Annotated in this window: 16 protein-coding genes; 11 read left to right on the plus strand and 5 right to left on the minus strand. The window is 57.7% G+C overall.

Going from position 1 to position 24,442, the window contains the following annotated elements; all coding sequences use genetic code 11:
- Both ACGHU1_RS13400 and ACGHU1_RS13405 read right to left on the minus strand, forming a co-directional pair.
- Window positions 1-327, minus strand: a 327-nt coding sequence (locus ACGHU1_RS13400; protein ID WP_390587735.1) for a hypothetical protein, incomplete at its 3' end; no start/stop codon positions are given.
- Window positions 328-577: 250 nt separating this feature from the next.
- Entirely contained in the window at window positions 578-1,039 is a 462-nt protein-coding gene (locus ACGHU1_RS13405; RefSeq protein WP_390587737.1) for a hypothetical protein, read from the minus strand.
- A 44-nt stretch (window positions 1,040-1,083) separates the two neighbouring features.
- On the opposite strand from ACGHU1_RS13405, the gene ACGHU1_RS13410 reads away from it, so the two are divergent.
- Window positions 1,084-1,617, plus strand: coding sequence for a LysR substrate-binding domain-containing protein (locus ACGHU1_RS13410; protein ID WP_390587738.1), 534 nt, complete (start codon window positions 1,084-1,086; stop codon window positions 1,615-1,617).
- Window positions 1,618-1,692: 75 nt separating this feature from the next.
- Window positions 1,693-2,895 (plus strand): mechanosensitive ion channel, encoded by a 1,203-nt coding sequence (locus tag ACGHU1_RS13415; protein ID WP_390587739.1) that lies wholly within the window; start codon window positions 1,693-1,695, stop codon window positions 2,893-2,895.
- A gap of 216 nt (window positions 2,896-3,111) precedes the next feature.
- Here ACGHU1_RS13415 and ACGHU1_RS13420 read toward each other — a convergent pair whose 3' ends face one another.
- Window positions 3,112-4,149: a LacI family DNA-binding transcriptional regulator gene (locus ACGHU1_RS13420; RefSeq protein ID WP_390587741.1), complete on the minus strand. Its 1,038-nt coding sequence runs from the start codon at window positions 4,147-4,149 to the stop codon at window positions 3,112-3,114.
- 9 nt (window positions 4,150-4,158) lie between these two features.
- Window positions 4,159-5,493 (minus strand): MFS transporter, encoded by a 1,335-nt coding sequence (locus ACGHU1_RS13425; protein ID WP_390587743.1) that lies wholly within the window; start codon window positions 5,491-5,493, stop codon window positions 4,159-4,161.
- Window positions 5,494-5,665: 172 nt separating this feature from the next.
- Here ACGHU1_RS13425 and ACGHU1_RS13430 point away from each other — a divergent pair, with 172 nt between their 5' ends.
- The 3 genes from ACGHU1_RS13430 to ACGHU1_RS13440 all read left to right on the plus strand — a co-directional run bounded on the left by ACGHU1_RS13430 (window position 5,666) and on the right by ACGHU1_RS13440 (window position 10,186).
- Window positions 5,666-8,119 (plus strand): TonB-dependent receptor domain-containing protein, encoded by a 2,454-nt coding sequence (locus ACGHU1_RS13430; protein ID WP_390587745.1) that lies wholly within the window; start codon window positions 5,666-5,668, stop codon window positions 8,117-8,119.
- Between the two features lie 79 nt (window positions 8,120-8,198).
- Window positions 8,199-9,314 carry a glycoside hydrolase family 68 protein gene (locus tag ACGHU1_RS13435; RefSeq protein ID WP_390587747.1) on the plus strand — a complete coding sequence of 372 codons (1,116 nt, stop codon included), beginning with the start codon at window positions 8,199-8,201 and terminating at the stop codon, window positions 9,312-9,314.
- Entirely contained in the window at window positions 9,311-10,186 is an 876-nt protein-coding gene (locus ACGHU1_RS13440; protein WP_390587749.1) for an ROK family protein, read from the plus strand. The genes ACGHU1_RS13435 and ACGHU1_RS13440 overlap by 4 nt, the downstream gene beginning before the upstream one ends.
- 162 nt (window positions 10,187-10,348) lie before the next feature.
- On the opposite strand, the gene ACGHU1_RS13445 is transcribed toward ACGHU1_RS13440, so the two are convergent.
- The gene (locus tag ACGHU1_RS13445; protein ID WP_390587750.1) at window positions 10,349-11,029 is read right to left on the minus strand and encodes a hypothetical protein; all 681 of its coding nucleotides are present in this window, start codon (window positions 11,027-11,029) and stop codon (window positions 10,349-10,351) included.
- A 500-nt stretch (window positions 11,030-11,529) separates the two neighbouring features.
- Here ACGHU1_RS13445 and ACGHU1_RS13450 point away from each other — a divergent pair, with 500 nt between their 5' ends.
- The 6 genes from ACGHU1_RS13450 (at window position 11,530) to ACGHU1_RS13475 (ending at window position 24,442) form a co-directional block, all read left to right on the plus strand.
- Window positions 11,530-22,239 carry a beta strand repeat-containing protein gene (locus ACGHU1_RS13450; protein WP_390587752.1) on the plus strand — a complete coding sequence of 3,570 codons (10,710 nt, stop codon included), beginning with the start codon at window positions 11,530-11,532 and terminating at the stop codon, window positions 22,237-22,239.
- Window positions 22,240-22,272: 33 nt separating this feature from the next.
- Window positions 22,273-22,686 carry a hypothetical protein gene (locus tag ACGHU1_RS13455; RefSeq protein WP_390587754.1) on the plus strand — a complete coding sequence of 138 codons (414 nt, stop codon included), beginning with the start codon at window positions 22,273-22,275 and terminating at the stop codon, window positions 22,684-22,686.
- Complete coding sequence (locus tag ACGHU1_RS13460) at window positions 22,637-23,020, plus strand: OmpA family protein (RefSeq protein WP_390587755.1); 384 nt, start codon at window positions 22,637-22,639, stop codon at window positions 23,018-23,020. The genes ACGHU1_RS13455 and ACGHU1_RS13460 overlap by 50 nt, the downstream gene beginning before the upstream one ends.
- Before the next feature lie 43 nt (window positions 23,021-23,063).
- Window positions 23,064-23,354, plus strand: a complete 291-nt coding sequence (locus ACGHU1_RS13465) for a TolC family protein (RefSeq protein ID WP_390587757.1) — start codon at window positions 23,064-23,066, stop codon at window positions 23,352-23,354.
- A gap of 14 nt (window positions 23,355-23,368) precedes the next feature.
- Window positions 23,369-24,148, plus strand: coding sequence for a TolC family protein (locus tag ACGHU1_RS13470; RefSeq protein ID WP_390587759.1), 780 nt, complete (start codon window positions 23,369-23,371; stop codon window positions 24,146-24,148).
- 72 nt (window positions 24,149-24,220) lie between these two features.
- Window positions 24,221-24,442: a hypothetical protein gene (locus ACGHU1_RS13475; RefSeq protein WP_390587761.1), complete on the plus strand. Its 222-nt coding sequence runs from the start codon at window positions 24,221-24,223 to the stop codon at window positions 24,440-24,442.

Consider the following 24,442-nt stretch of genomic DNA (forward strand, 5'->3'; position numbering starts at 1 on the left):
GACAACACCTACCAACTGCTCAAATCTCGGCTCGAGTTCCATGACTGCATCGCCCGCCAAGAGATTTTCAATCACCAATCCCTTTGGTGTCAGCCGGACAGTCTCCGAGCGCGTTGGAAAATAGAAGTACCAATCGGGAAATCGAGATGTTGCCTGATAGCCGTCTTGCGTTTCATCGATCTGAATTTCGACTGGTAACACGGAGCCATCCTTCAGTATCGCACCAGTCCAGAACCCACTCGGATCAAACTCATCGGCTGTCTCGGCTTGCAAAGCTGAAAGCGGCACCAAGGTCATAATCATGATGAGCAAAACGAAACGGCGCATCCGAAATCTCCTTAGTGGCCTCAACTTGAGATACGATGTTCAGTAGACCAAAGATGAAAAGCTCAAAACGGTCAGTTCTGTCACGACACACTTGAGGTGATTGGGCGCGACTGAAACCGGGTCGTTTGCCGACGGTCCGCGTCCAGCGATGCGCTTCCAATTTCAGACAGGCCGCAAACGGCCCACTCCGAGCCATCGCTCAACGTTTGAAACCGGGGGTGAAAGCGGAAGTCGCCGTAGCCTCAAACACTTACTCGCGGTCCATTCCAAGGACATCTCGCGCGGAACGAATTGAAGCTTCTTCGGCAGTTTCACAGAACTTTCCAGCCATATAGCCTTTGAGAAAACTACGCCTCGCTACGCCCGCGTATACTGCTGCCTCCCAGCGCTTCTCCTCGGCCCGTGCGCCGGAGACTTGGCGGACTAGGCCTCGAAGAGGGATGATGCCGCCCAAAACATTACCGCCAGTGCGAAGGCCTCGGTTGAGGAGGCTGGCCCGTTCTTCCGGTTGATCGGCGTCGGGTCCAAGTACATTGTCCAGCCGCGCCACTTCTCCGCGCAGCGCACCACACTCCTCCAAACCGGCCAGATCGTATGGCTCGGTTTGCGCAGCCATGAGAACCTGCGGAATCTCCTTGCTCCGAAGGTTAAGGTCGGTGAGAGGCTGAGTGACAGCGTCGACTGCATCCTCACCGATGCTGTCCTGCTGCATACCGCTTTGAGCTGTCGCCGGACTGGCAACTGCAAACAGAATGAGTGAAGCGGCAAAAGCGCGGCAATATCCATATCCCAGATCTTGCTTTGCGGACGACGGCGGGGGCGTGGAAGCGGCTCAATCGTGATTTGGGTGAAAGTACACTTGACATGATCATGGTTCACGACCCCGTCTTTCGACGCGGGATCAGCGCAGAGCCAATTTTCAATGACAAGCTTATACTCGTTGGAGCCTGCGAACCTGCCGAATGGCGAGAGCGTTATGTGCGCATAGAATGGGGAGAGGCGCTCGGCGCAGAAATAGGAACACGGCTTTCTTTAGTGCCACAGGAGGGCTTGATCCTCGACCTTGGCCTTCGTTCTGCGTTGTGGCTTGTTCAGAAGAGAATGGCTGGTTTTCTCCCTGAGAAAGCAGTGGCCAAGTTTCTTGCCGAAGGTGCGTTAACAAGGATTGATGACACGCCGACTTTTGATTTTCCCGCCTATGCATGTTGGCGATCGGACATGGACGAAGAGCTGGCAGGACAGGTGATCGGCAGCCTGAAATCGCACTTTGATTCGAAATATCCCAATTGAAAATTCAGTTATTTCGGTTTCACTAAATCTGAACGCGCCATTAATCGCCTTATCACTTTTGAAAAGGGGATTAGTATGAATTTCGAGACAGCAGGAATCGAGGCGGCGCTTGAACGCGTTGGCGCCACACTCATTCTTTGGGGACCACGCATTGCAGCTGCAATTGCCATTTTGGTGATTACGCATTTTGTCGCCAAGTTGATCGAGCGCGGCGTGCAGAAGATCGGATCGAAAGCACCTTGGCAAAAGTCCAATGAGCGCAAAGAGGCAAACACAGAAATCTGGAATCAGGCGGGAAAGCTCACATATTGGGTAGTCTGGCTTTTTGGTTTTTTGATCGCGCTTCGACCGCTCGAACTGGGCGAGGTCGTAGCCCCGCTGAACGCGCTTCTCAATGAAGTCGGTTCATTCTTGCCAAACCTCATCGGCGCGCTCGCAATTTTCATTGTTGGTCTTGCGCTTTCGAAGATTGTCAGGGGCATCGCGGAAAACAGTGTCGGGATGCTCAACGTTGACCGCTTCTTTCACGACGAAGAGACAAGCGAAGTTGAGCAGAAGAAGGCACGCACCTCGGTGGCATCAGCTGCCGGTATTGCCGTGCAATTGCTCGTTTTGCTGCCGATCTCTCTGGCCGCAATCGATGTGCTGGGCATCACCGCAGTAACGGTGCCTTTACGCGAGCTGCTGGCAACCATTCTTGTCGCGGTTCCTCACGTCATTGCCGCTGCTCTGGTGCTGACGCTCGCATTCGTGATCGGACGCTGGGTCGCAGCCGCTGCTCAAGGCTTCCTTGCTGGGCTTGGCGTTGATCGCGCGGGTTCGGCCATCGGGCTATCCGGTGATAAGTTCACAATCTCGAAAGTCAGCTATCACGTCGTTCTTATCGCGATCATGCTTTTCGCGCTGACCGAGGCAGCCCGATTGCTCGACTTTGCTGTGGTCTCTCAGATCGCGGATGAAGCCGTTCGGCTCGGCGGACGCATTCTCTTCGGTGCAGCGGTGATTGCCGCAGGCTTTCTGCTCGCCCGGATTGCGAACACGCTCATCGCTGAAAACGGCGATGCGAAAGTGGCGCGGACCGCGGGCTACGGCATCGTCGCCCTCTCAATTGCTATGGGTCTCAGCTTCATGGGTATCGCGACAGAAATCGTGACGATTGCGTTTGGGGCGATCCTTGGAGCGGTCGCAATCGCCGCTGCCATCGCCTTTGGCATCGGTGGGCGCGATACGGCGCACGAAGTTTTGCAAGACTGGAGGAAAGGGGCAGACGTGAACTAGGGCAACCGAGCCCGTCTAAGCGAGCGCCGACTTCACCAAGGTAAGGTCGGCGTTTTGCGTATCGAAGAACACAAATACTATCAAACCCCAGTCATGGCCCAGTATGTCAACTATTGGGCCGGTTACTGACGGTCCGGTTTGGGCAATCAAAAAATGAAGGGGACGTACTCTTTTTCGGTTTGGGTGCGTTTGCCTCTCCGTCTGTTCCGTCTTCTTCTATGCGCTTTCTCGACCAATCAGGTGAGGAGGCAGAACCAGGCTCTCTGTATCATCCCCACCAAGTCGTCGCAGCAACAGGTCCACGAGTCCCTTCGCACCAGCAGCGATATCTTGCCTCACTGTGGTGAGGGGCGGTACCGTTTGACCCGAAATTGGTAGATCGTCGAAGCCGACTACCTTTATCTGACGCGGCACATCGGTGCCGCGCTCCCGAAGTTTTTTGAGGCATGCGACGGCGATTGTGTCGGTTGCCGCAAAGATGCCGTCTACTTTGCCTTCGATTTCCTGCAAATGCTGAGCGATTTCTTCGCCGGTTCGCTCAGGTGAAAGGTGTGCTGGAAGGGCTCTGATGGGTACACCCAACTTTTCGGCTACCTCTATTGCGCCAGCGAAACGGGCGGCAAATTCTATAGGTTGAGTATCACCTAAGAATGCGAGCTTCTTGGCACCCGATGCAATTAGCCTCTCGGCGGCGAGCTTGCCGCCCAAACGGTTGTCCGTACCGACAACGCAGTGCCTCTGGCCTTCCTGATGGTTCCCCCAAACCACCATCGGGAGATAGCCGTCTGCGACATCCTCGATCCGTTCAAATTGATCGGATTGGCCGATCACAATCACCCCGTCGACCATTCCTGAGCCGATTAGACGGTCGAGCCAATCCTCATCCTGAGCAGGAATGACACGCCTTAACATTAGATCATACCCTTTCTCGGTGAGTTCGTCGGCGAGGTGGCCGAGAAGAGTCATGAAGAATGTATCGGAAATGCGCTGTCTTTCATCGTGGCCCAGCGGAATCGCGACCCCGATTACCCCGGTCTTTTGCCTGCGCAGTTTGCTCGCCATCTGGTTGGGACGGAAGCCGTGCTCGCGCGCAATCGCCTCGATCTTCTCGCGCGTCTTTGTGTTGACGAGACTGTTGCCGGCCAGCGCCCGCGACACAGTACCAGGCGAGACACCCGCAATCTTTGCGAGGTCAGCGAGGGTGCGGACTCGGGTCACGCTTGTTTCATCATCTTGGGCGTCGGTGTCAGTCATTAAGACCTCTTAGCTCGCCAGCGCTTTTTGTTCACGCGGAACCCGATGGCCGGCATCAACAAAGAGCGTTGCGACCGCACCGACAATCATAAGCGCTCCGCCCAGCATCAACACATTGCGTGGGTCGCCGCCCAGCACCGGATTGTAGATCAGCGGCATCGTCAGTGTCTGAAACAGCATCGGGATAACGATGAACATGTTGAAGATGCCCATATAGATCCCGTTGCGTTCCGCTGGGATGGAGTCCGCCAGCATCACATAGGTGTTGCCCATCATCCCAGCCCAGCCGATGCCGATGCCAATCATCAGGATAAACAGGGCCATTGGCGTCTCGACACCCGGGATAAGCAGCATGGCTACACCGGATGCAGTCAGACAGAATGTATGGACCATGCGCGCACCTAGCCGAGCGACGATTGGGATCAGCATTAACGCTCCGATGAAAGCGATGAAATTATACAGCGCGCCCGCCTGTTGAGTGGTCAGCGTCGCTTCGCGAAATGCGGCAGTAGAGGGGTCGGATGTGTTGTAAAGAGAGCGGCCAACCGCAAAGGTAATGTACTGCCAGTAGGCAAACATCGCATACCACTGACACAGCATCGCAAGCGCGAGTTGGCGCATCGGCTTGGGCATGTCGCGGATGGCGTCAACAATCTCTGCAAACGTGTCTTTCACAGTAAGAGGCTTCGTTTCCAAAACTGCCTTCTCGTCCTCGGTCATCGGCAATTCTGGCACGCGCCACACAGACCAGACGATGGTAGAGATCGAGAGGATCGCGCCAATGATAAAAGCAATCCGGACGATCACCGGTATCCCGTTGCCGTCGAGTACGTCTTGCGCGACAAAAGCAGTCAGCAACGTTGGGGCAAGATAGGATAAAGTCTGCGCAAGTCCGGTGAATGCGCTTTGCGTCAGGAACCCGATTGATCGCTGCTCGGGCACGAGGCGATCAGCGACATAGGCGCGGTATGGTTCCATCGTGATATTGTTACCAGCATCAAGGATCCACAAGAGCGATGCCGCCATCCACAACGTGCTGGAATATGGCATAAAGAAAAGGCTGATTGTGCAGATGATTGCGCCGATCAGGAAATAGGGTGTGCGGCGTCCGTAGCGGGTGTTGGTGCGGTCGCTCATCGCGCCAACAATCGGCTGGATGATAAGGCCCGTCATCGGCCCGGCGAGCCATAAAAGCGGCATTGTCGCCTCATCTGCGCCGAGGAAGCCGTAGATCGGTCCCATATTGGCTTGCTGCAGTCCGAAACTGAACTGCAGGCCGAAAAAGCCGATGTTCATTTCAATGATTCGCAGCAGCGAAAGCCGTGGTTTTCCCGCGGTTTGCATGTTTCAACATCCTCTCACGTGCCGTTATCTTGTCGGCGTTATGGCATTTTCGTGACATAAATTGCGTGCGATTGCAAACGATTGCAACTTTACTATTGCAATCGTTTGCAGCCAAATTATCACTTTATGCGAATCGCACAAAAATGGTGCGAGCATAAAGGAGAGTTTTGCCATGAAGTTTCGTCACGCTTTGGCTTTTGGCGTCGCGCTAAGTGCCTTTTCGACCCCTGCTTTCGCGCAGGACCAGGAGGCTCCCTCTGATGAGGGTGCGGAAACAGGCAACGAGATAATCGTTACCGCCGTTGCACGCGGACAGAACCGGCTGGAAAGCTCAGTTTCGGTCAGCTCCGTAAGCGCGCAGCAAATCGCTGATCTTGCGCCGCCGTCTTCGGCCGACCTCATACGCCAGATCCCTGGTATTCGCTCGGAAGCATCGGGTGGTGAAGGCAACGCCAACATCGCTGTGCGCGGCCTGCCTGTCTCGACTGGCGGTGCGCGCTATATCCAACTTCAAGAAGATGGTCTGCCTATTCTCGAATTTGGTGATATCATCTTCGGCAACGCCGATAACTTCCTTCGCGCTGACCGCAATGTTGCGCGCGTTGAGGCGGTTCGCGGTGGCTCTGCTTCCACGTTTGCTTCAAACGCCCCGGGCGGTGTGATCAATTTCATCTCGAAGACTGGTCAGCGCGAAGGCGGCGCGATCCAGGGCACTGTCGGTTTAGACTTTGAAACTTACCGGGTCGATTTTGACTATGGCGCCCCACTCGCTGATGACCTCTATTTCCACGTCGGCGGTTTCTATCGCACCGGCGAAGGTCCGCGCGATATCGGCTATAACGGATTCGATGGCGGCCAAGTAAAAGCCAACATCACCAAGGAATTCGACGGGGGCTATGTGCGTTTCCACGCCAAGTTCCTTGACGACAGCACGCCCACCATCCTGCCCCAGCCGGTGGCTGTTGGCGGCACAGATGGCAATCCGGACTACACTGCTATTGCCGGCTTCGACCCGCGCTCAGACTCGCTTTACAGTCCATTCATTTCAACCATCACAACTCTGGATGGCGGCAACAATCCGACCACCTATAATTTCCGCGATGGTCTTTCGGTCGAATCTCAGGCATTCGGCGTTGAAGCGGAAGTGGATGTTGGCTCTGGCTGGACGCTGACCAACCGCTTCCGTTATGCCAACAATTCAGGCAGTTTCGTTTCCCCTTTCCCGGCAAGCGCGGGCGCTGCTCAGGATATTGCTGATGGGATCGGCGGCGCAGGTTCAACCCTAGTGTTGGCAAGTGGACCAAACACGGGGTCAGTGGCCGACGCCTCAACTATCGGCGGCAATGGCCTTCTGACTAATATCGTAAATTTCAATGTCCGCCTGAATAGTCTCGACAATGTCACCAACGATTTCCGCGTCAGCAAAGACTTCGACTTTGGCAGCGGTTCGGCAACCTTCACTTCGGGCTTCTATCTGTCGCGTCAGGATGTCGATACGGACTGGCTCTGGACCTCGCATGTCCAAACCGTTCAGGGAGATGGGCAATCCGTGCTTGTCGACATCGTTGATGCAGGTGGAGACACGGTAACTCAAAACGGGATCGTCGGTTTCGGTGCAAACTTCTTCGGCAATTGCTGCCGACGCAATTACGACGTCGCCTACAGCACCTATGCGCCGTTTGCCTCGCTAGCGGTGGAACTCGATCGCCTGACACTTGATGCCAGCATCCGCTACGATTACGGCGATGCCAGCGGCACGGTGACCGGCGATGGTCCGATCACGAGCTTTGATTTTGACAATGACGGCAATATTAGCCCCGCAGAAGCGCAAACCAGCGTTCTGCCGCTGGGCAGCCCTGCTCCGGTCAATTACGACTTTGACTATTTCTCATGGTCGATTGGCGCAAATTACCTTGTGACCGACGATCTGGGCATTTTCGCGCGTTACAGCCAAGGTGGCCGTCATACCGCTGACCGCAGCTTGCTCTCGCCAGCTGTCAGCACGGTTGATGGCGGCTTGCCTGGCGGCGATGATGGCGTAATTGCTAACGTCAATCAGCTTGAAATGGGCCTGAAGTACCAGGGCAGCGGACTGTCGATCTATGCCACCGGCTTCTATGCAGAAACCAGCGAGACGAACGTGGAAATTGCTCCACTTCTGCTGACAGACACTGACTACGAAGCCTACGGTATAGAGCTGGAAGGTTCGTATTCAACCGGACCGTTCACTCTGAGCGCGGGCGCCACGTGGACCGATGCCGAAATCAAGGACTCGCTCAACGCAGCAGTCGTCGGCAACACGCCGCGCCGTCAAGCGGACTTCGTCTATCAGGCAACCGCGGCGTACGATGACGGCTTCTTCAAAGCTGGAGCCAACCTGATCGGCACCACAGACAGCTTTACGCAGGACAGTAACCAGCTCAAGCTGCCAGCATATGCGCAGGTTAATGCGTACCTAGCTGTTCGCCCTGTTGACCGGGTGGAAGTGGCACTCAATGCCACCAACCTGTTCAACAGCGAAGGATACACCGAGGCGGAAGAAGGATCGATCCCAGCTAATGGTATTGTACGGGCACGTTCCATCGCGGGCCGCACGGTCGCCGCGTCGGTACGTTTCGAATTCTGATGCAACTGATAAGGGCCGACCAACCGCCTCCTTTCTGGTCGGCCCTTATTTTTTCCAACCTTTTGTTTAGGGTACTGGCATGACGACCGCCTGGACCGCTGACTGCGTGCGTAAGCTCGACGTTGCACGCATTCCGCGTATTCCAATCATCGAGGAGAAGGCACCCACGACCCTTGAGGCTGGACGCGTCTATTGGGATATGTGGCCGATCCAAGACCAAGACGGATTTATCGCATCAATCCAAGAGCGCGAATTGTGGATGGCTTTGACTGCGCCCGATCGCGGCGACCCGGGTCTGCGCCACTTCGAGGCGAAAATCCGCCTCATCGAGCGCAAAGCGGGGAACTGGTTCGATCTTGGCGACGTGCTTCCTGATTTCCGGGTGGACTATGAACGCGAATGGGCAGGGTCTGCGGTCACCGATGGTGAAGGCGTTAGCCTTTACTTCACCGCAGCCGGGACCGATCAGCGTTCCGGAGGCTATCAACAGCGCCTAGTGGAAGCCCATGCTATTATCGGTTCCAACGGACTGCCGGAAGCGTGGACCGCGCCCAGAGCCTCGATCAGCGAATTCACGCCCGAATATATGCTCGCAAATGCACATGAAGGAGAAGCCGGCAAGATAAAAGCTTTCCGCGACCCTGCCTATTTCCGCGATCCTGCTGACGGCCATGAATACCTGATCTTCACAGCGTCTCTTGCCGGTTCAGGAAGCGACTACAACGGCGCAGTTGGTATCGCGAGGCGGACCGACATTGGATGGAAGCTGTTGCCACCTCTGATCCACGCCGACGGTGTCAACAATGAGCTGGAACGTGCGCACGTCGTATATCACAAGGGTTCTTACTACGCTTTCTGGGTGACCCAGCGTTCGACTTTCGCACCCGACCTGAACCACGCGCCGAACGGCCTGTATGGCATGGTTTCCGACGGCTTATTCGGTGAGTATCGTCCACTCAATGGATCGGGCCTGGTAGTCGCCAATCCCGAAGAGGAACCCCTTCAAAGCTACAGCTGGTTTGTGACGCGCGAGTTAGTCGTTTCAAGCTTCGTCGATTTCTGCGGCCTGAAGGGCAAGCCTCTTCCCACAAATCCCGACGAAGCCAACAAACGGTTCGGCGGTGTTCCCGCTCCACTCTTGAATCTGACCATCGATGGTGATCGCTGCGAACTTGCCGAAACGGTTGAGGCATGAGTTCGTCCGATAAGCCGTTGCTGGGTGGTATCGAGGCTGGCGGAACCAAGTTCGTGCTCGCTGTCGGACACTCACCGACCGAGATTATCGCGCGGCATGAAATTCCCACTCGCGACCCTTCGACCACCTTGGCTGAGGCTGGCGAGTGGTTCGAGGGTCAGCAGGCGATCAGCGCGCTTGGAATTGCGAGCTTCGGACCAGTCGAACTCGACAGATCGTCGCCCCACTGGGGACACATTACCAACACTCCCAAACCGGGCTGGGCCAATTGCGACATAGCAGGATACTTTGCAGAGCGATTGGCCGTGCCCATTGGCTTCGACACAGATGTGAACGGGGCTGCGCTCGCTGAATACGAACATGGCGCGGGTAAGGCCGCTGCATCGCTGGCCTACATCACCGTGGGTACCGGTATCGGCGGTGGCCTGGTGCTCGACGGAACGGCTGTTCATGGAGCCGCACATCCGGAGACGGGTCACATTCTCCCGCGCCGCCATGCGGATGATCGGGAGTTTGAAGGGGTATGCCCTCACCACGGCGACTGCTTAGAAGGGTTGGCAAGCGGTCCGGCCATAAAAGCGCGTTGGGGATCGTCGCTTTCCGAGTTGCCGGCAGATCACCTTGCTCACGAAATCATCGCCTATTACCTGGCTCAGCTTGCGCACTCCCTCATCGCTATGACGGCAGCCGAGATCATCGTTCTGGGCGGGGGCGTGATGAGGACGGGTGGCTTGCTCGGGCGTGTGAATGAGAGGGCATCGCAAATCGGTGCAGCATATTTTCCAGGCGGATCTAAGCACAAGATCGTCTCGCCAGGGCTAGGCAACAACGCTGGTCTTGCAGGAGCGCTACTGCTCGCGCCCAGCCATTGATATCCGCTTTTGGGGTTCCTGTGTCTTATATCCATCGGCTGAAACTGGGGCGCAAAGCGGACGCTAGTGCCGAGACAAATGGCAGTGCGACTGCCCCCACCGCCATTCACACATGAACTCTCTGAAAATCAGCCGCGGGTATGCCAGAGCAGCGGTGGTCTGTTAAGGCTGCAAAATAATTCGGTCTTCGATTGGATCGTAACGCAGGTCTATGCCTGTCTCCCTTAATCGCTGGAATGAAACGAGGTCGTTCGACGCGATTTGCGGGGGCGGCTGCACGTTGGATGCGGGGCTTGCAAGAATCCTTGCAAGTTCAGTTCCGCGCACAAACAGGCGCGCGTTGCGATCGACTGTCACAGTAAGCGTCCCGATATCCGTACCGCCGGCAAAAACAGCTTTCGCAACCTCTATACTGCTCCCGCCTGCGGGCCTGATGTCAGACGACGCGGTGGTTTGTTCTCCAAGGTCGAACTCCAGCTGCGCCAGATCAATGCTGCCAGTCGCTGCCGTCTGACCGATTTGTGCTGCCACCTCTTCCGCCGCTTGAAGAAGTTCTTCTGGCGGCTGCGTCGCCGCATCCAATGGCGGCGCGGTGCTCGTGCTCGCCTCGGCCATCTGCTCGCCGGGTGCTGCGCTGACATTGTTATTGCCGGATGAATCGATTGACGGGCTTGATAAGAGGCTGCGATCTAGTTCGGCGGTGTAAACGCCAGCTGCATCCGGGCGAGCGATCCAGTGTGACCACGTTGCTCCAGTCACAAGCAGGCAAACAATGACGGCCAGATACCCGCTACCCAGCGTGTTCATCATCTTCAGTCTGAATGAGGCCGGATCGCCGTTCAAATTTGCCCCCAATATTTGGCCAGCCATCAAACTAGCGGGCCGATTAGTTAGAGGCCAGAGACGCAACCGGTTAACCACGCGGCGATGTGTAATGACGACGCGAGCCAACTGGGTCGCCTACGTAAGAACACGTAATTCCCTCATAATATCAGGGGTTTATGTATCTTCCACAGGCGCTGCATCTCCCAAGATGTTTCGCGGATATTCAAAGAGCGGCGCTGCCGACACTTATCGATATCATTTCAAAATCACTGAAATATGTTTTAAAAACAGTAGTTTGATCGTGGTTTACCGATTTGGTAAACACGCTTGAAAGGAGTTGGAAAAGCTGGTCACATGCTCGGCAACATGCGGGGAGTTGTGCTTTTTCAGCGCCGAACCGCCAATAACACAAGAAATCGGGGCTGCGAGAACAACGGTGCAGAGTGTTTAAAACGCCCACGATTTCCTGCTCGAGCCTCTCATGCCGGACCTATCCGGCACATAAGGACGGCAGAGCGATGAAAATTGAAAACGAAACCAGTCAGGACCGCGCAGACGGCTTTGGAGCAAGTTCGAGCGACGAAGCTGCTGCGGTCAATGATGTCGTTGTGCCTGCCGATGGCGACGTAATCACGCTGCCGCCCGGCGCATCGCTGGAAGACCTCTCCGTCGAGGGGCGCGACCTTGTCATCACGCTCGCCGATGGATCGCGGATTGTCATTCCCGATGGCGCGGTGTTCGTGCCCCAGATTGTGGTCGAGGGCGTGGCTGTTCCGCCGCAGACAATTGCGCAATTGCTGACCGGTAATGAACCAGAGCCCGCCGCTGGCACGCCGCAGAGCTCCGGCGGAAACTTCGCCGGTGACGAAGGCGAGATACAGGCAGCTTTCGATATTGGCGACCTGCTGCCGTTTACGCAGCTTGCTTTTCCAGAGGATCAGGAAGAAGAAATCATCCCGTTCAGCGATGACGAACCTGAAGTGGTCATCGAAACACCCGACAATCCGGCCGGCGTCGAAAACGCGATTGCAACCGTGGCCGAGGACGGCCTGCCAGCGCGCGGGAATGAACCAGAGGGCACGCAGTCCGAAAGCGATAGCGAAACGACCAGCGGAACGATCGTGTTCGAGGCGACCGACGGCCTTTCGGCAATCCTGGTTAATGGCGAGGAATTGACCGGTCCGGGTCAGGTTTTCGTTACTCCGCTGGGTGAATTGACCATCACGGACGTTGATCTTGATGCGGGCGAGGTCGGCTTCACATACACGCTGATCGACAATTCGATCGGCGCAGAAACAGATTCGTTCTCGGTCACGGTGATCGATGCAGACGGCGATGAAGCCGATGCGACGTTGAATATCATCATCACCGATGATGGACCGATTGCCGCAGACGATCTTGGCGTGGTGGCATCCGGCAGTCTCGATCCGATCACTGGCGACGTGCTAGTCAATGATGAGCCGGGCGCCGATGGATATGCAGCCGAAGGAGCGGTGCAAGGCTTTGGTCAGGGCGATCAGACAGCGGCGCCGGGTGAAACAATCCAGGGAGACTATGGCACCCTGACGATCAATGCCGACGGCACATACACCTATGACCGCGATGCGGAAACGCCGGGCGGTGTCGAGGAATCGTTTGAATACACTATAGTGGATCAGGACGGCAGCACGTCGAGCGCGGTGCTCGTCATCCAGATCGAAGACGCACCCGCCATCGTGACCAATGTGCCGCGGATTGGCGAAGGAACCGTCGTCAGCGAAGGCGCGCTTGGGCCTCGACCGTCAGAACCCGTCGGCTCTGGCGAAATTGCCGATGGTGATGCGAACAACAACAGCGATCCGACCGAGGCGACCGGCGCTGTCATTGAATTCAATTCGCCCGATGGGGTCGATACCGTCACCTTGGGCGGCGTCGTTCTGACGCCGGGCAACCTGCCGCAGACTGTGATCGACGTTGCAACAGGCACCCTCGTGGTGACCGGCTTCACGTATGATCCGGTGACCGGGCAGGGCACGATCACATACGAATACACGCTGGCAGACAATACCAGCGGTGACGATACGGCGGTCGAAGTTGCCATCACCGTAACCGATCTTGATGGCGATCAGGCGGATGACACGCTGGTCATCAACATCATCGATGATGCTCCCGAAGCTTTCGATGACAGCGCCCTGCAGGCGGAAGAGGGCGAGCCGGTAACGATCAACGTCCTCGCCAACGATATCGTCGGCGCTGACGATGTGCAGCCGGGCGATATTGCTGTCGTGGACGGCAGCCTTAGCGGGACGGGAACGCTCGTCTACAATGGTGATGGCACTTTCACCTACACCCCTGCACCGGGCGAAGAAGGCGAAGTTACCTTCGACTATTCGATCACTGACGGCGACGGCGATGTATCCTCCGCGACAGTCACGCTTGAATTGCAAGGCGAATCCATCCCAGAAATCTTCGCTGAGGGCGATGATGTCGCAGACGAAGCCGGGCTTGGCGTGCGCAGTAGCGAGCCTGCCGGTTCCGATGAACCTTCGAATTCTGAATTTGCTTCGGGCGATATCTTCATCGACACCGGAAACGACACGATTGGTTCGCTTGTCATCAATGGTATCGATGTGACCAGCGGCGGAACCGTGACCACGGCGAAAGGTGAGCTTACCGTCACGCTCGCCAATGGTTCGTATTCCTACACCTATGAACTGACCGACAACAGCCTGACAGAACCTGATAGCGATACATTCAGCGTGGTCGTGACCGATAGTGACGGCGACACTGCAAGCACCACGATTGCGATTGCAATTCTGGATGATGCTCCCTCGGCAGAAGACGATGCGGCCTCGCTGGCACCGGGCCAGTTTGGTCCGATTGGCGGAAATGTCCTCGGCAACGATACGCAGGGCGCGGATGGTGCCAGTGTCACTTCGTATACAGGCGCAGGCGGAACGGGCAGTGTCGGACAAAGCGTTCAGGGTGAATATGGTGTCCTTACAATAGGTGCAGGCGGCACATACAGCTATGTCCGCGATCCGGGCACCCCTGCCGGAGTGATCGACACATTCAATTACACGATCACCGATGGCGATGGCGACACCGCCAGCGCGAACCTGGTTATCGCGATTGGCGACGGTGTGACCACGCTGGACCTGCCAGTGGCGGGCGAGGACGGCACCCTTGTCGATGAGGCCGGTCTGGCCGGTCCGCCAGCCGGTTCGAACGCGGTTTCGGATGTCGAAACGACAGACGGCACATTCACCTTCTCCGCCGAAGACGGTCCTGCGACCGTGCTGATCGACGGCATGGTGGTCAGCTCCGTCGGGCAGACCTTCAGCGGCGCGTTCGGCGTTCTGGAAATCACTGCAATCAATGCCGGATCGATCGATTACAGCTACACGCTTGGCACGGCGACATCGGGCGACAACACGTCGGACAGCTTCGTCGTCCGCGTCGAAGATCAGGACGATGATTTCAGCCAGAGCACGCTGGAAATCGCAATTCGCGATGATGTGCCGCAAGCGCTCGCCGATTCGGACAGCGTAACCGAAGACGGTCCGGTTGTGGCCAATGGCAACGTCCTTACCGCAATTGGCGGAGTGGATGCGAATGCCAGCGACGGTGTGGCCGATGTGGCCGGTGCAGACGGCGCCAGCGTCACTGGGGTCGCGTTCGGCGCAGCGCCAGGTGATGTCAGCGGGCAGCTCGATACGAATGTCGCAGGCGCATACGGATCTCTCTCGCTATCGGCTGGCGGCAGCTACATTTACATGCTCAACAATGCGAGCGCAGCCGTGCAGGGGCTGGACGAAACCGAAAGCCTGACAGAAGTGTTTACCTACACCATCACCGATGGCGACGGCGACACAGCGACGACAACCATTACCATCACGATTAATGGCGCTGATGATCCGGTTGTGATCAACGGTCTTGACGCTCAAGGTCCTGAGGTGGTCCTTGACGAAGACGATCTTGCGGACGGATCATCCCCTGATGCCGGCGCGCTTACACAAAGCGGATCGTTCACGGTCGATAGCGGAGACGGTCTGTCGCTGCTTATGGTTGGCGGCGTCCCGGTGTTCGATGAAAGCGCGGCGACGACATATCCAGTTACCATCGACGATCCCGTTTACGGCCTGCTGACTATCACCGGCGTTGCGCCTGTGACCGACGCGGCTGGCGACGTCGTCAGCGCGGTAATCAGTTACAGTTATGTGCTCGAAGACAACTCGCTGCTGCATTCCGGCGGCAATGACGGTTCATTCACAGACAGCTTTGCAGTCGTTGCGACTGATAGCGACGGTTCAACCGATGTCGCCAGCCTCGATATCCTGATCATTGATGACGCTCCTGAAGCGTCCGACAACGCGGCTGACGTGGACGAGGGCGGGATTGTCGGCGGAAACGTGCTTTCCGACGATGATGGAGATGGAGCCGACATTGCGGGTGCCGACGGGCTTGCTGCGCAGGCCGTGATCCAGATCTCCAGCGCAAGTGCAGGGAGCAGCCAGGCCGTTGTTGACGGATCAGGCAACCTGGTCCTCACGACCGCTCTTGGAACGCTGACCGTAGACGCGGCAAGCGGTATCTATTCATACGCATCCGCTGCAAACTCGACCAATACCGACACAGCAGATGTGTTCACCTACACAATTGTGGACGCCGATGGAGACACTTCGACCGCAAAGCTGACGATCAATATCGACAACGCTGCGGGACAGGTTTCGGACAATGGCGTGCTGGTCAACGAGGCTGGCCTGCCATTTGGCAGCGATCCGGCCTCGACCAGTGAAACGGATATGACCGGCCAGATCACAGTCGTCGGCGCGAGCGGCACGCTGGTTTACAACCTGCTGTCACCTGCGGACGGCACGTTTGGAACGCTTACGCTGAACGGCGACGGATCTTACAGTTACACGCTCGACACCCCGTTCACCGATACGGTCGCGGAAAACGGCGCGAATGTGATCAACGGGGCGGAAAGCTTCGATTACGAAGTGCGCGACAGCAGTGGCAATCTGATTGGCACCGGGGCAATCCAGGTGAGCATCATCGATGATGTCCCGACCGCCACAGACCAAAGCACCATCTCGATTGCAGAGGATGCAGCCGGATTGATCGGCGGCAATGTCCTTTCCGATGGAACGGCGGACATATTGGGCGCAGACGGCGCGAGTGTGACGGCAATCACCATCGGCGGCACGACCACCGCCGTGGCGCAAACGGGCACGCCAACCAGCGTCTCGACCGCCAATGGCACCTACACGATCCTGCCGACCGGTGTCTGGACATTTGATCCTGCGGCCAATCTTGATCAATCGGCCGGCCCGATTGATGCAGGCTTCACCTACACCCTGATCGATGGTGACGGCGATTTCGATACGGCGGACCAGCCGATCCTGATCACTGACGGCGCCGATCCGCTGGCTGGGCCAGATATCAGCCTGACGCTGGACGATGCCAATCTGGCAGATGGTTCCGCGCCTGCAAATCCTGATTTTGCAAGCGAAACCATCGCTTTCACGCAAGGCGCAGATGACATTGTCTCGATTGTTTTTGGAGCCTCAAGCGGCCTCGGTGGCGGGCTGGATTGGGTGCGCGTCAGCGATACGGAGATTACAGGCTCTGATAGCGGGCGACTTGTCGTCACGCTCGAATTGTCAGTCACTGGCACCACGGCGACCGTCACCGCTACTCTGAATGGCAATTTCGATGATCACCCGCTCGTCAATGCTGATGACCTGGTCGATTTGGGAGATGTCGATGTCATTGCATCCGACAGCGACGGCGATACGGCCGCGGCAAGTGTGAGCGTTGGCGTTTCGGATGATCTTCCGACCATCACGGCAGGCACTCCGGCAACGGGAGCGTTGACGGTCGACGAAACGAATTTCGCAGTTGATGCGGTGGCCGATTTTTCAGGCCTGTTTACGGCAGACGTGAATGCGGATGGACCCGGCTTGGCTGGTTCTTATGCGCTTGGCATCAATGCTGGCGCGACCGGTCTGGCAGATACGCTAACCGGTGAAGCGGTCGTTCTTTCGGTCAATGGCGGGGTGGTCGAAGGGCGCACCTCTGGCACCGGCGAACTGGTGTTTACCGTGTCAGTGGATGCGACCAGCGGAGAGGTCACTCTCGATCAGCTTCGCGCTGTCGAACATGCCGACATGACCGATCCGAATGACGAGACCAGTTTTGCTGCTGCAAACCTGATCACACTCAGCGCGTCGATCACCGACAGTGACGGGGATACAGCATCGGCCACCGCGAACATCGCAGGCGCGATCACCTTCCTCGACGATGGTCCCAGCCTTGGCACCGCGTCGCAGGGCGCGGGCGTATCGGTCGATGAAACTGATGGCTTCCCTGTCTCTGCCACCAGCACAGCCCCCGTTATCGTGGCGGCTTCCGATTTCGGAGCGGATGGTGCGGGTTCCACAAGCTATGGTCTGGTCATCGATGATACAGCGAGCGGTCTTTCGACGGCAAATGGCGATTTCCCGATCACCCTCGTCCAGACAAGCGCGGCGGTGATCACAGGCCAGTTCAATGATGGCAACGGCCCGCAAACCGCGTTCACTGCAACGATCAATTCAAATGGCACGGTCACGCTCACACAAAACGTTGCGCTCGAACACCAGATTGATGGCGACGACAGCGCGGGTGAGCATAACGACACGCTCGACCTTTCGGGCAAGATCAGTGCCACGATCCAGATTACCGATGGTGATGGCGACACGGCCCAAACAAGCGTTTCCATCGGTGATGCGCTGACATTCTTTGACGACGGCCCTTCCGTCTCGCTCACTTCGGCAAGCAATTCGCTGTCTGTTTCGGACAGTGCGCTGAGTTCGGATGCGACCGCAGATTTCTCCGATGCCTTCAGTTTTGATGGCGGCAAAGATGGTCTTGCATCGTCAGCATATGCGCTAGCCGTAACGAACGGATCGGATTCCGGCGTGGTGGATGTCGCGACCGGGAACAGCGTATTCCTCTTCCTTGAAAGCGGCGTGGTTGTTGGACGCGAAGGCGCTGATGCAGCATCAGCTGTTAGCGGAGCAATCGTGTTCACGGCAACCTCGGATCCCGATGGTGTCGTCGAACTGGATCAGGTGCGCGCGGTCGATCATTCGGCCAGTGGCACCGGGACAAGCGTGACGCTTGCCGCCGATGACCTGGTGCAGCTGATTGCAACAGCGACCGACAATGACGGCGATACAGCGTCGCAGGCTCTGAACATCGGAAGCGATCTGGCATTCGGTGACGATGTCCCGGACGCAGGCTCCAACGCCGCTGTTAAGCTGGACGATGACGCGCTGACTGGCGGCAACGCTGGCGGTGCGGGCGATGATGCCGACGCTGTAAATGTAACCGGCACGCTGGATGCAGCTTTTGGCGCAGATGGCGGCTTGATCGCATTCGATCTTGGCAGCTCGGCACCTGCCGGTTTCCAGTTTGTCACCAATGGCAGCAACGGCGTCCTGATCCAGCAGGAACAGGGCGGTTCGTTTGTGACTGTGGTTACCGTTACACTCGACCCGGCGACGGGCGATTATACTGTTACGCAGAACGCCAATGTCCTGCATCCCGCCGCCAATGACGAAAATAATACCGATTTCACAATCGGCTACACCGTTACAGATGGTGACGGCGATACTGCAGCCAGTTCGCTTACGATCAATGTCGATGATGACACGCCGACAGCGGTGGCTGCCAATTCGACCGGAACGGTGGATGAAGACGGTCTTTCCGGCGGCATTTCGGACAATGGCAGCAATGACGTGCCGGGTGCCGATACCAGCATAAACGGATCGGTTGCCGGGCTGTTCAGCGCCGGAGCCGATGCTCCGCTGACATACGCACTGGACCCATCCGCTTCTGGCACTCTGCCTGCGCTGACATCGGGCGGGGTCACCGTAAGTTACGCGGTCACTGCGACCTCTGTCACGGCAACCGCCGGTGGCTCGCCTGTTTTCACATTCACGCTTGATCCCGATACCGGGGCATGGACCTTCGATCTCGAAGGGGCGCTCGACCATGCGCCTGGCGACAGCGAAAATGCGGCGGATATCGTGGTCGATTTCGGCGGACTGCTGAGCGCGACCGATGCCGACGGCGACAGCGTCGCCGCGACCGGGCAGGTCGCGATCACGATCGATGATGATACACCGCGCGCCAACAATGACACCGACGCCGCAATCGAAGGGCAGTCGGTCACCGGCAATGTGCTCGATGGAACGGGTAACACATCGGGCGCGAGCGGCGTCGATGAAGGCGGCGCAGACGGCCTTGCTGCACTGGTTGTCACATCTATTTCCAGCAACAATCTGACGACCAGCGACATGGCGGCTGATGGCAGCGGCAATTTCGTCATCGCAGGCGAATTTGGCCTTCTGACGCTGAACCAGAACGGCAATTACACCTATTCGGTGGGCGCCAATACCATCGCTGCCGACGGCACCGACACCTTTACCTACACCATCATCGATAATGACGGTGATGAGGTTAGCGCGACGATCACCTTCAGCGTCGACAACGTTGATCTGACAGGCAACAATCCCAACGTAACTGTCGCTGAAGAGGGACTGGATACCTCGGTCACAGGTGATGATGTCGCCGCTGGATCGGTAACCGGATCGGCTCCGGCACAAACCACCGAAACGGCTAGCGGCCAGGTGACTGTAAACGGAGCGGTCAGCTATGCGATTGCAGGCGGCACGTCCGCTGGCGGGTTCACCACAGTCACCGGGACATTCGGAACCATCGTTATTGACGAGGCTACGGGCGAATTTACCTATACGCTCACTTCGCCGGTCACGACGACACCGGCCGCGGATGATGGCGCCACGACCGAAGCGGGCGATACGTTCAGCTACACCGCGCTCGATATCAACGGCAACGCCACTGCGGGCACGATCACAGTCAACGTGATCGACGATGTGCCAACCGCGTCGATCAGCGCGGCGGGCCTCAGCGTTTCGCACGACGAAACCTTTGGCATTGATGCCGACGCACAGGATGTGGCCGGACCAATTGCCGCATTGGCTGGCGTGACCAACACCGGCGATGATCCCGATGTTTCCGGAACAGTGATCGGATACGCTCTCGACGCGAGCGGGCTCGTATTGACTGGCACCGTATTCGGAGCAGACGGCGCCGGATCGGCTGTATTCGCCCTTAACGTGGCGGCAAACGGCGTGGATTCTGGCCTCGATACGACCGAAGGCGCTGATATCCTGCTCTATGAAGAGGGCGGAATTGTTGTCGGCCGGGTCGGCAGCCAATCGGGCGAGGCAGCATTTGCCATCGCAGTTGATGCGGCAACCGGCGCGATCAGCATGGTTCAGTACCTTTCAATCGCGCACCCTGTGGGCGGGCTCACCAGCCCGGATGAAGCTGTCTCGATTGCCAGCGGCGCGCTTGTCGCCTCGGTTACCGTCACAGACGGAGACGGGGACAGCGATACTGCGACCGCTACGATAGGGGATTTGATCTCGTTCCAGGATGACGCCGGAACACTCGGCGGCTTCACGCCTATAACGCAAACCATTGCCAATGTTGCCGATGCCACCGCGGGAGGCACATTCAATTACAATACAGGGTCCGACGGACACGCGCAGTTCGACATTAGCGGACCGGCGTTGACAGGCGTTGTGTATCAGCCGCTGTTCCACGGCCTTGTCGATGCGACGGATGACGGGATCGACAATGCCGCCGTTCAGGGCACATTGCTCACCGCAACCAGCACGGACGGCAGTGAAGTCCTGTTCACCATCGCAGCGGACGTGAACGGCAATTACAAATACACGCTTGTGACCCCGGATGCCGGTGAAACGCAGACAGTTTCGCTTCTGGGACTGACGGCTGGCGGCCCGCAGCCCTTTGTCGAAACACCGGACATGCTGATTGAATTCACCGGCAGCGGGAAAGGGGTCAATTCATCGACGCAGGGCTTTGGCATCGACAACCAGTTCGTCGGCAACGGGGAAAGCTTCACGATTGAATTCCACAGCGTCGGCCAGGCGGGCGATCAGGCTCCTTTGACCAATGCGGATTTTGTCAGCTCGTTCTCGCTTGGCAATGACAACATCAACGGCTCGCTGGAAATCACGGTGACGGTCTATAACGACCTGCTCGGCACGTCCGAAGTTATCGGTCCGATCAACGTCACCGGCACCAGCACGTTGATTGATCCTGTTTCGCTGGACACGTTCAACCGCGTCGAAGTCGTCGGAACCGGCGGCAGCGGTCAGGGCGTGCGTTTCACTTCGCTCGATTTTACCAAGAATATCCTGCCCAACGATCTTGATCTGGATTTCGACATCAGCGCGATTGACGGCGATGGCGATGTAACCAGCACGTCGACAATCAACGTGATGGTTGACGCTTCACTGGCGTCTTCGGCATCCAGCGGGGGCACTGTCTCCCCGGCGGCTTTCAGCACGATGCAAGTCCTGCTTGAAGAGCCGATCTCTGTTGAGAGCGCCAGTGCCATCAATCCCGTCGGCACGTTCAGTTTGCAGAACACGCTCAATTCCAATGTGCGCGTCGGTGAACTGACGATGGTCGCCGCTATTTCAGGCGCGGTGATGGTAAATTCCGGGTTTAGCGCCGTCACTCCGTTTGACGGTGCATCGGTGAGCCCGGCCGCGTATGAGGCGCTCGCGATTGATAGCGGGCTGGTGATGCCGGTTGCCGATATCGCGGAAGGCATGATTGGAATTGCCCCGCTCGAACTGATCGAAAGTGGGCAGGATTTCAGCACCGGCTTTGCCGATTATTCCGGTCTTTCGGGACAAAACGCCCTCGCGTCGTCGCCCGTAACGGGCATCGGGTTACAGGCCGAACCTGCATCGCTGGAGGTCTATCAGCCCGAGGGGTTCGATTTTGCCGGCCTCGAACCGTCCGCTTTCTTTGGCAGCGGTTCTGCGGGCAATGTCGATCAGGCAATGGAGGCATTGCTGGCGATTGAGCCGGGCGCGCCAACCGCAGCCGAGGCGGGCGACTTGTCGGCCGAAGCCGGGGCGGTGTTTGCCGATCTGGCTATCGAAACGGCTCTCGAAACGCTGTTTGACGGGTTGGCCGATGGAGCGGATAGCGGCAACTACCTAATGGCTGGGGCCGGCGCCTTCGATATAGGGCTGCTCAATCAGACGGTTGAAAGCTCGATGATTTCTGCCACACCGCTGGCCATGTTGGAATCGCAGGCCGATGAGGTCGCTGCGAATTCCGTGGCGGCTTGATAAGATAAGAATAGTCCGGGGGGGGACAAGCAAATGCGAACGAAAACGACCGTGATGAGCGCGTTAACCATAATTGGCATGGCGGTTCATGCTCCCGCATTGGCACAGGATCTCAGCGCCGATCTGGCGGTTAGCGACACCGATGACCTGCACAGCGCGCTTCAGACACGGTACGACGCGGCGCTGACGGCGACACGGGACAACGGCACGATTGCGGCGAACGATCCGCGCTATATGTGGGCGTCCGAGGCGAAGGTTCAGTGCGCGATCGCGCTCGGTTACCTGAAATCGGATACTCGCGATGAACCAAGCATTTCGAAATGCGATTATGCATATGGCCAGATGACCGTGGTGCCGCAAATGCCGGTGGCGGTCATCCCGCCGCCGCCCCGTACAGTTGCCGCCCCGTACAGTTGCCGCCCCGCCGCCGCCGGAAATTTGCACTGACCAGCAGCCGGACATCGTATTCTTCGACTTCGATTCCGATTTGCCAACGGGCGGCGCGTCGCAGACGATAGATTTTGTGGCTGGAAATGCCGAACGATGCGGCTGGAATTCCTATCGCGTGGTGGGCCATACAGACCGCGCGGGCAGCAACCTTTATAACGGAGGGCTGTCGATGCGTCGGGCTCAGGCAATCGCAGATTTGATGGTCGGCAAAGGTATCGAATGCGGCGCGATGACGATCACCGCCGAGGGTGAAACAAACCCGCGCGTCCCGACCGCAGACGGTATTCGCAGCCCGGAAAATCGCCGGGTCGAAATTACCGTTTCAAAATGAGATTGGGGGAAATCCAATGAAAAAATTCTTAGTTCCAGCCGCCATGGCGACCCTGATCGCCAGCACCGCACCAGTCGCGCACGCCCAGTCTCAAACGGCGCAGGATGTGATTTCATTGCAGGCGGCGATCGATGCTGCCATGCGCGCCAATCCCGAAATCCTGCAAGCGCAGTTTAACAAAGAGGCAATTCAGTTCGAGCGTAAGCAAGCGCAAGGTCTGTTCGGCCCGCGCGTCGATGTCGAAGCGTCGGCAGGCATGCGCCGCCTTGAAAACAACACGCGCCGTAATCTCGGCATTGCCAATAACGAACTTTTCCGCTTGAGGCTTCGATAACAGGCGAATGGACAATGCTCGATTTCGGTCGCCGCCGCGGTGAATTGCTGCGTCAGGCGGCGCGGGTAGATGGCGCATCGCTGCGCGTGCTTGAGCGTTCCGAATTCATCGCTTTGCAGGTTTCACGCCAATATCTCGACATGCTTTTGCAAGAGCGCGTGCAGGCCGCGGCCAGTGACAACCGGCGTTTTCACGAATTGCTCGTCGGTGACCTCACTCAGGGCGTAGATCAAGGTTCCATCAGTATCGCGGACCAGCAGCAGGCAGAGGAGCGTTTGCAGGCTGCGATCGTTCGCGAGGAAGAGGCGAAACGTTCACTGCTAGATGCGCAAATCTCGCTGCGCGCCCTGACAGGTCTGGATCTCTACGCCGCGACCATGCCACCTGATTTTAGCGCGCAATTGCCGCGCGCTCTCGATCAGGCAGTGGGCGAGGCCCGCATTCGCAATCCGTTGGTCCGCGAAGCGCAGGCCGATGTCGATGCCGCCAATGCCCTTGTCGAATCGGCTGAGGGCGATCTTTACCCGACCGTGGGGCTTGAGCTGCGCGGCCGCGTGGGTGAGGATATCGATGGCTTCGCCGGTGAAACAAACGACGTTCAAGGCAGAGTGGTTTTCCGCTGGAATGTCTTTGACAGCGGTATTCGCCGGGCCCGCGTTCAAGAGGAAGTTCGTAAAGCGTCGATCGCCCGCTACGCGCTGCATCAACGCCAACGCGAAGCCGAAGAGGATGTGCGTTCCGCCTGGAACGCGCTGGAAACGCAGGGCCGAGTCCTGACAGCGCTGGAACGCTAATCGACCGTATCGGACGATCTGCTGCTGTCTTATCGCAGCCAGTTCAATATCGGGCGGCGGTCCCTGCTCGACGTGCTGGATGCGCAAAATACGCGGTTCAACATGCAGGTGCGGGTCGAAACAGCGCGGTTTTCCGAAGTGTTCGCGCGCTATCAGATCCTGGCAGCGACCAACATTTTCCTGGAGACACTCGGTGTGTCGTCGGGCACTGGATCGGGCGAAGCCGAGCGTGAACAGTTCGACTACGGCCCGCCGGTAGAGGCCGAATTGCAGCGGCGCGTATACCCCGAATAA

It is taken from the genome of Erythrobacter sp. MTPC3, from assembly GCF_042854385.1.
Classification (GTDB): domain Bacteria; phylum Pseudomonadota; class Alphaproteobacteria; order Sphingomonadales; family Sphingomonadaceae; genus Erythrobacter.

Excerpts from the sequence above, each read along its gene's own strand:
- ACGHU1_RS13405 (WP_390587737.1), bottom strand. The coding sequence starts at position 1,039 with ATGCAGCAGGACAGCATCGGTGAGGATGCAGTCGACGCTGTCACTCAG.
- ACGHU1_RS13415 (WP_390587739.1), top strand. The coding sequence starts at position 1,693 with ATGAATTTCGAGACAGCAGGAATCGAGGCGGCGCTTGAACGCGTTGGC.
- ACGHU1_RS13420 (WP_390587741.1), bottom strand. The coding sequence starts at position 4,149 with ATGACTGACACCGACGCCCAAGATGATGAAACAAGCGTGACCCGAGTC.
- ACGHU1_RS13425 (WP_390587743.1), bottom strand. The coding sequence starts at position 5,493 with ATGCAAACCGCGGGAAAACCACGGCTTTCGCTGCTGCGAATCATTGAA.
- ACGHU1_RS13430 (WP_390587745.1), top strand. The coding sequence starts at position 5,666 with ATGAAGTTTCGTCACGCTTTGGCTTTTGGCGTCGCGCTAAGTGCCTTT.
- ACGHU1_RS13435 (WP_390587747.1), top strand. The coding sequence starts at position 8,199 with ATGACGACCGCCTGGACCGCTGACTGCGTGCGTAAGCTCGACGTTGCA.
- ACGHU1_RS13440 (WP_390587749.1), top strand. The coding sequence starts at position 9,311 with ATGAGTTCGTCCGATAAGCCGTTGCTGGGTGGTATCGAGGCTGGCGGA.
- ACGHU1_RS13450 (WP_390587752.1), top strand. The coding sequence starts at position 11,530 with ATGAAAATTGAAAACGAAACCAGTCAGGACCGCGCAGACGGCTTTGGA.
- ACGHU1_RS13455 (WP_390587754.1), top strand. The coding sequence starts at position 22,273 with ATGCGAACGAAAACGACCGTGATGAGCGCGTTAACCATAATTGGCATG.
- ACGHU1_RS13465 (WP_390587757.1), top strand. The coding sequence starts at position 23,064 with ATGGCGACCCTGATCGCCAGCACCGCACCAGTCGCGCACGCCCAGTCT.
- ACGHU1_RS13470 (WP_390587759.1), top strand. The coding sequence starts at position 23,369 with ATGCTCGATTTCGGTCGCCGCCGCGGTGAATTGCTGCGTCAGGCGGCG.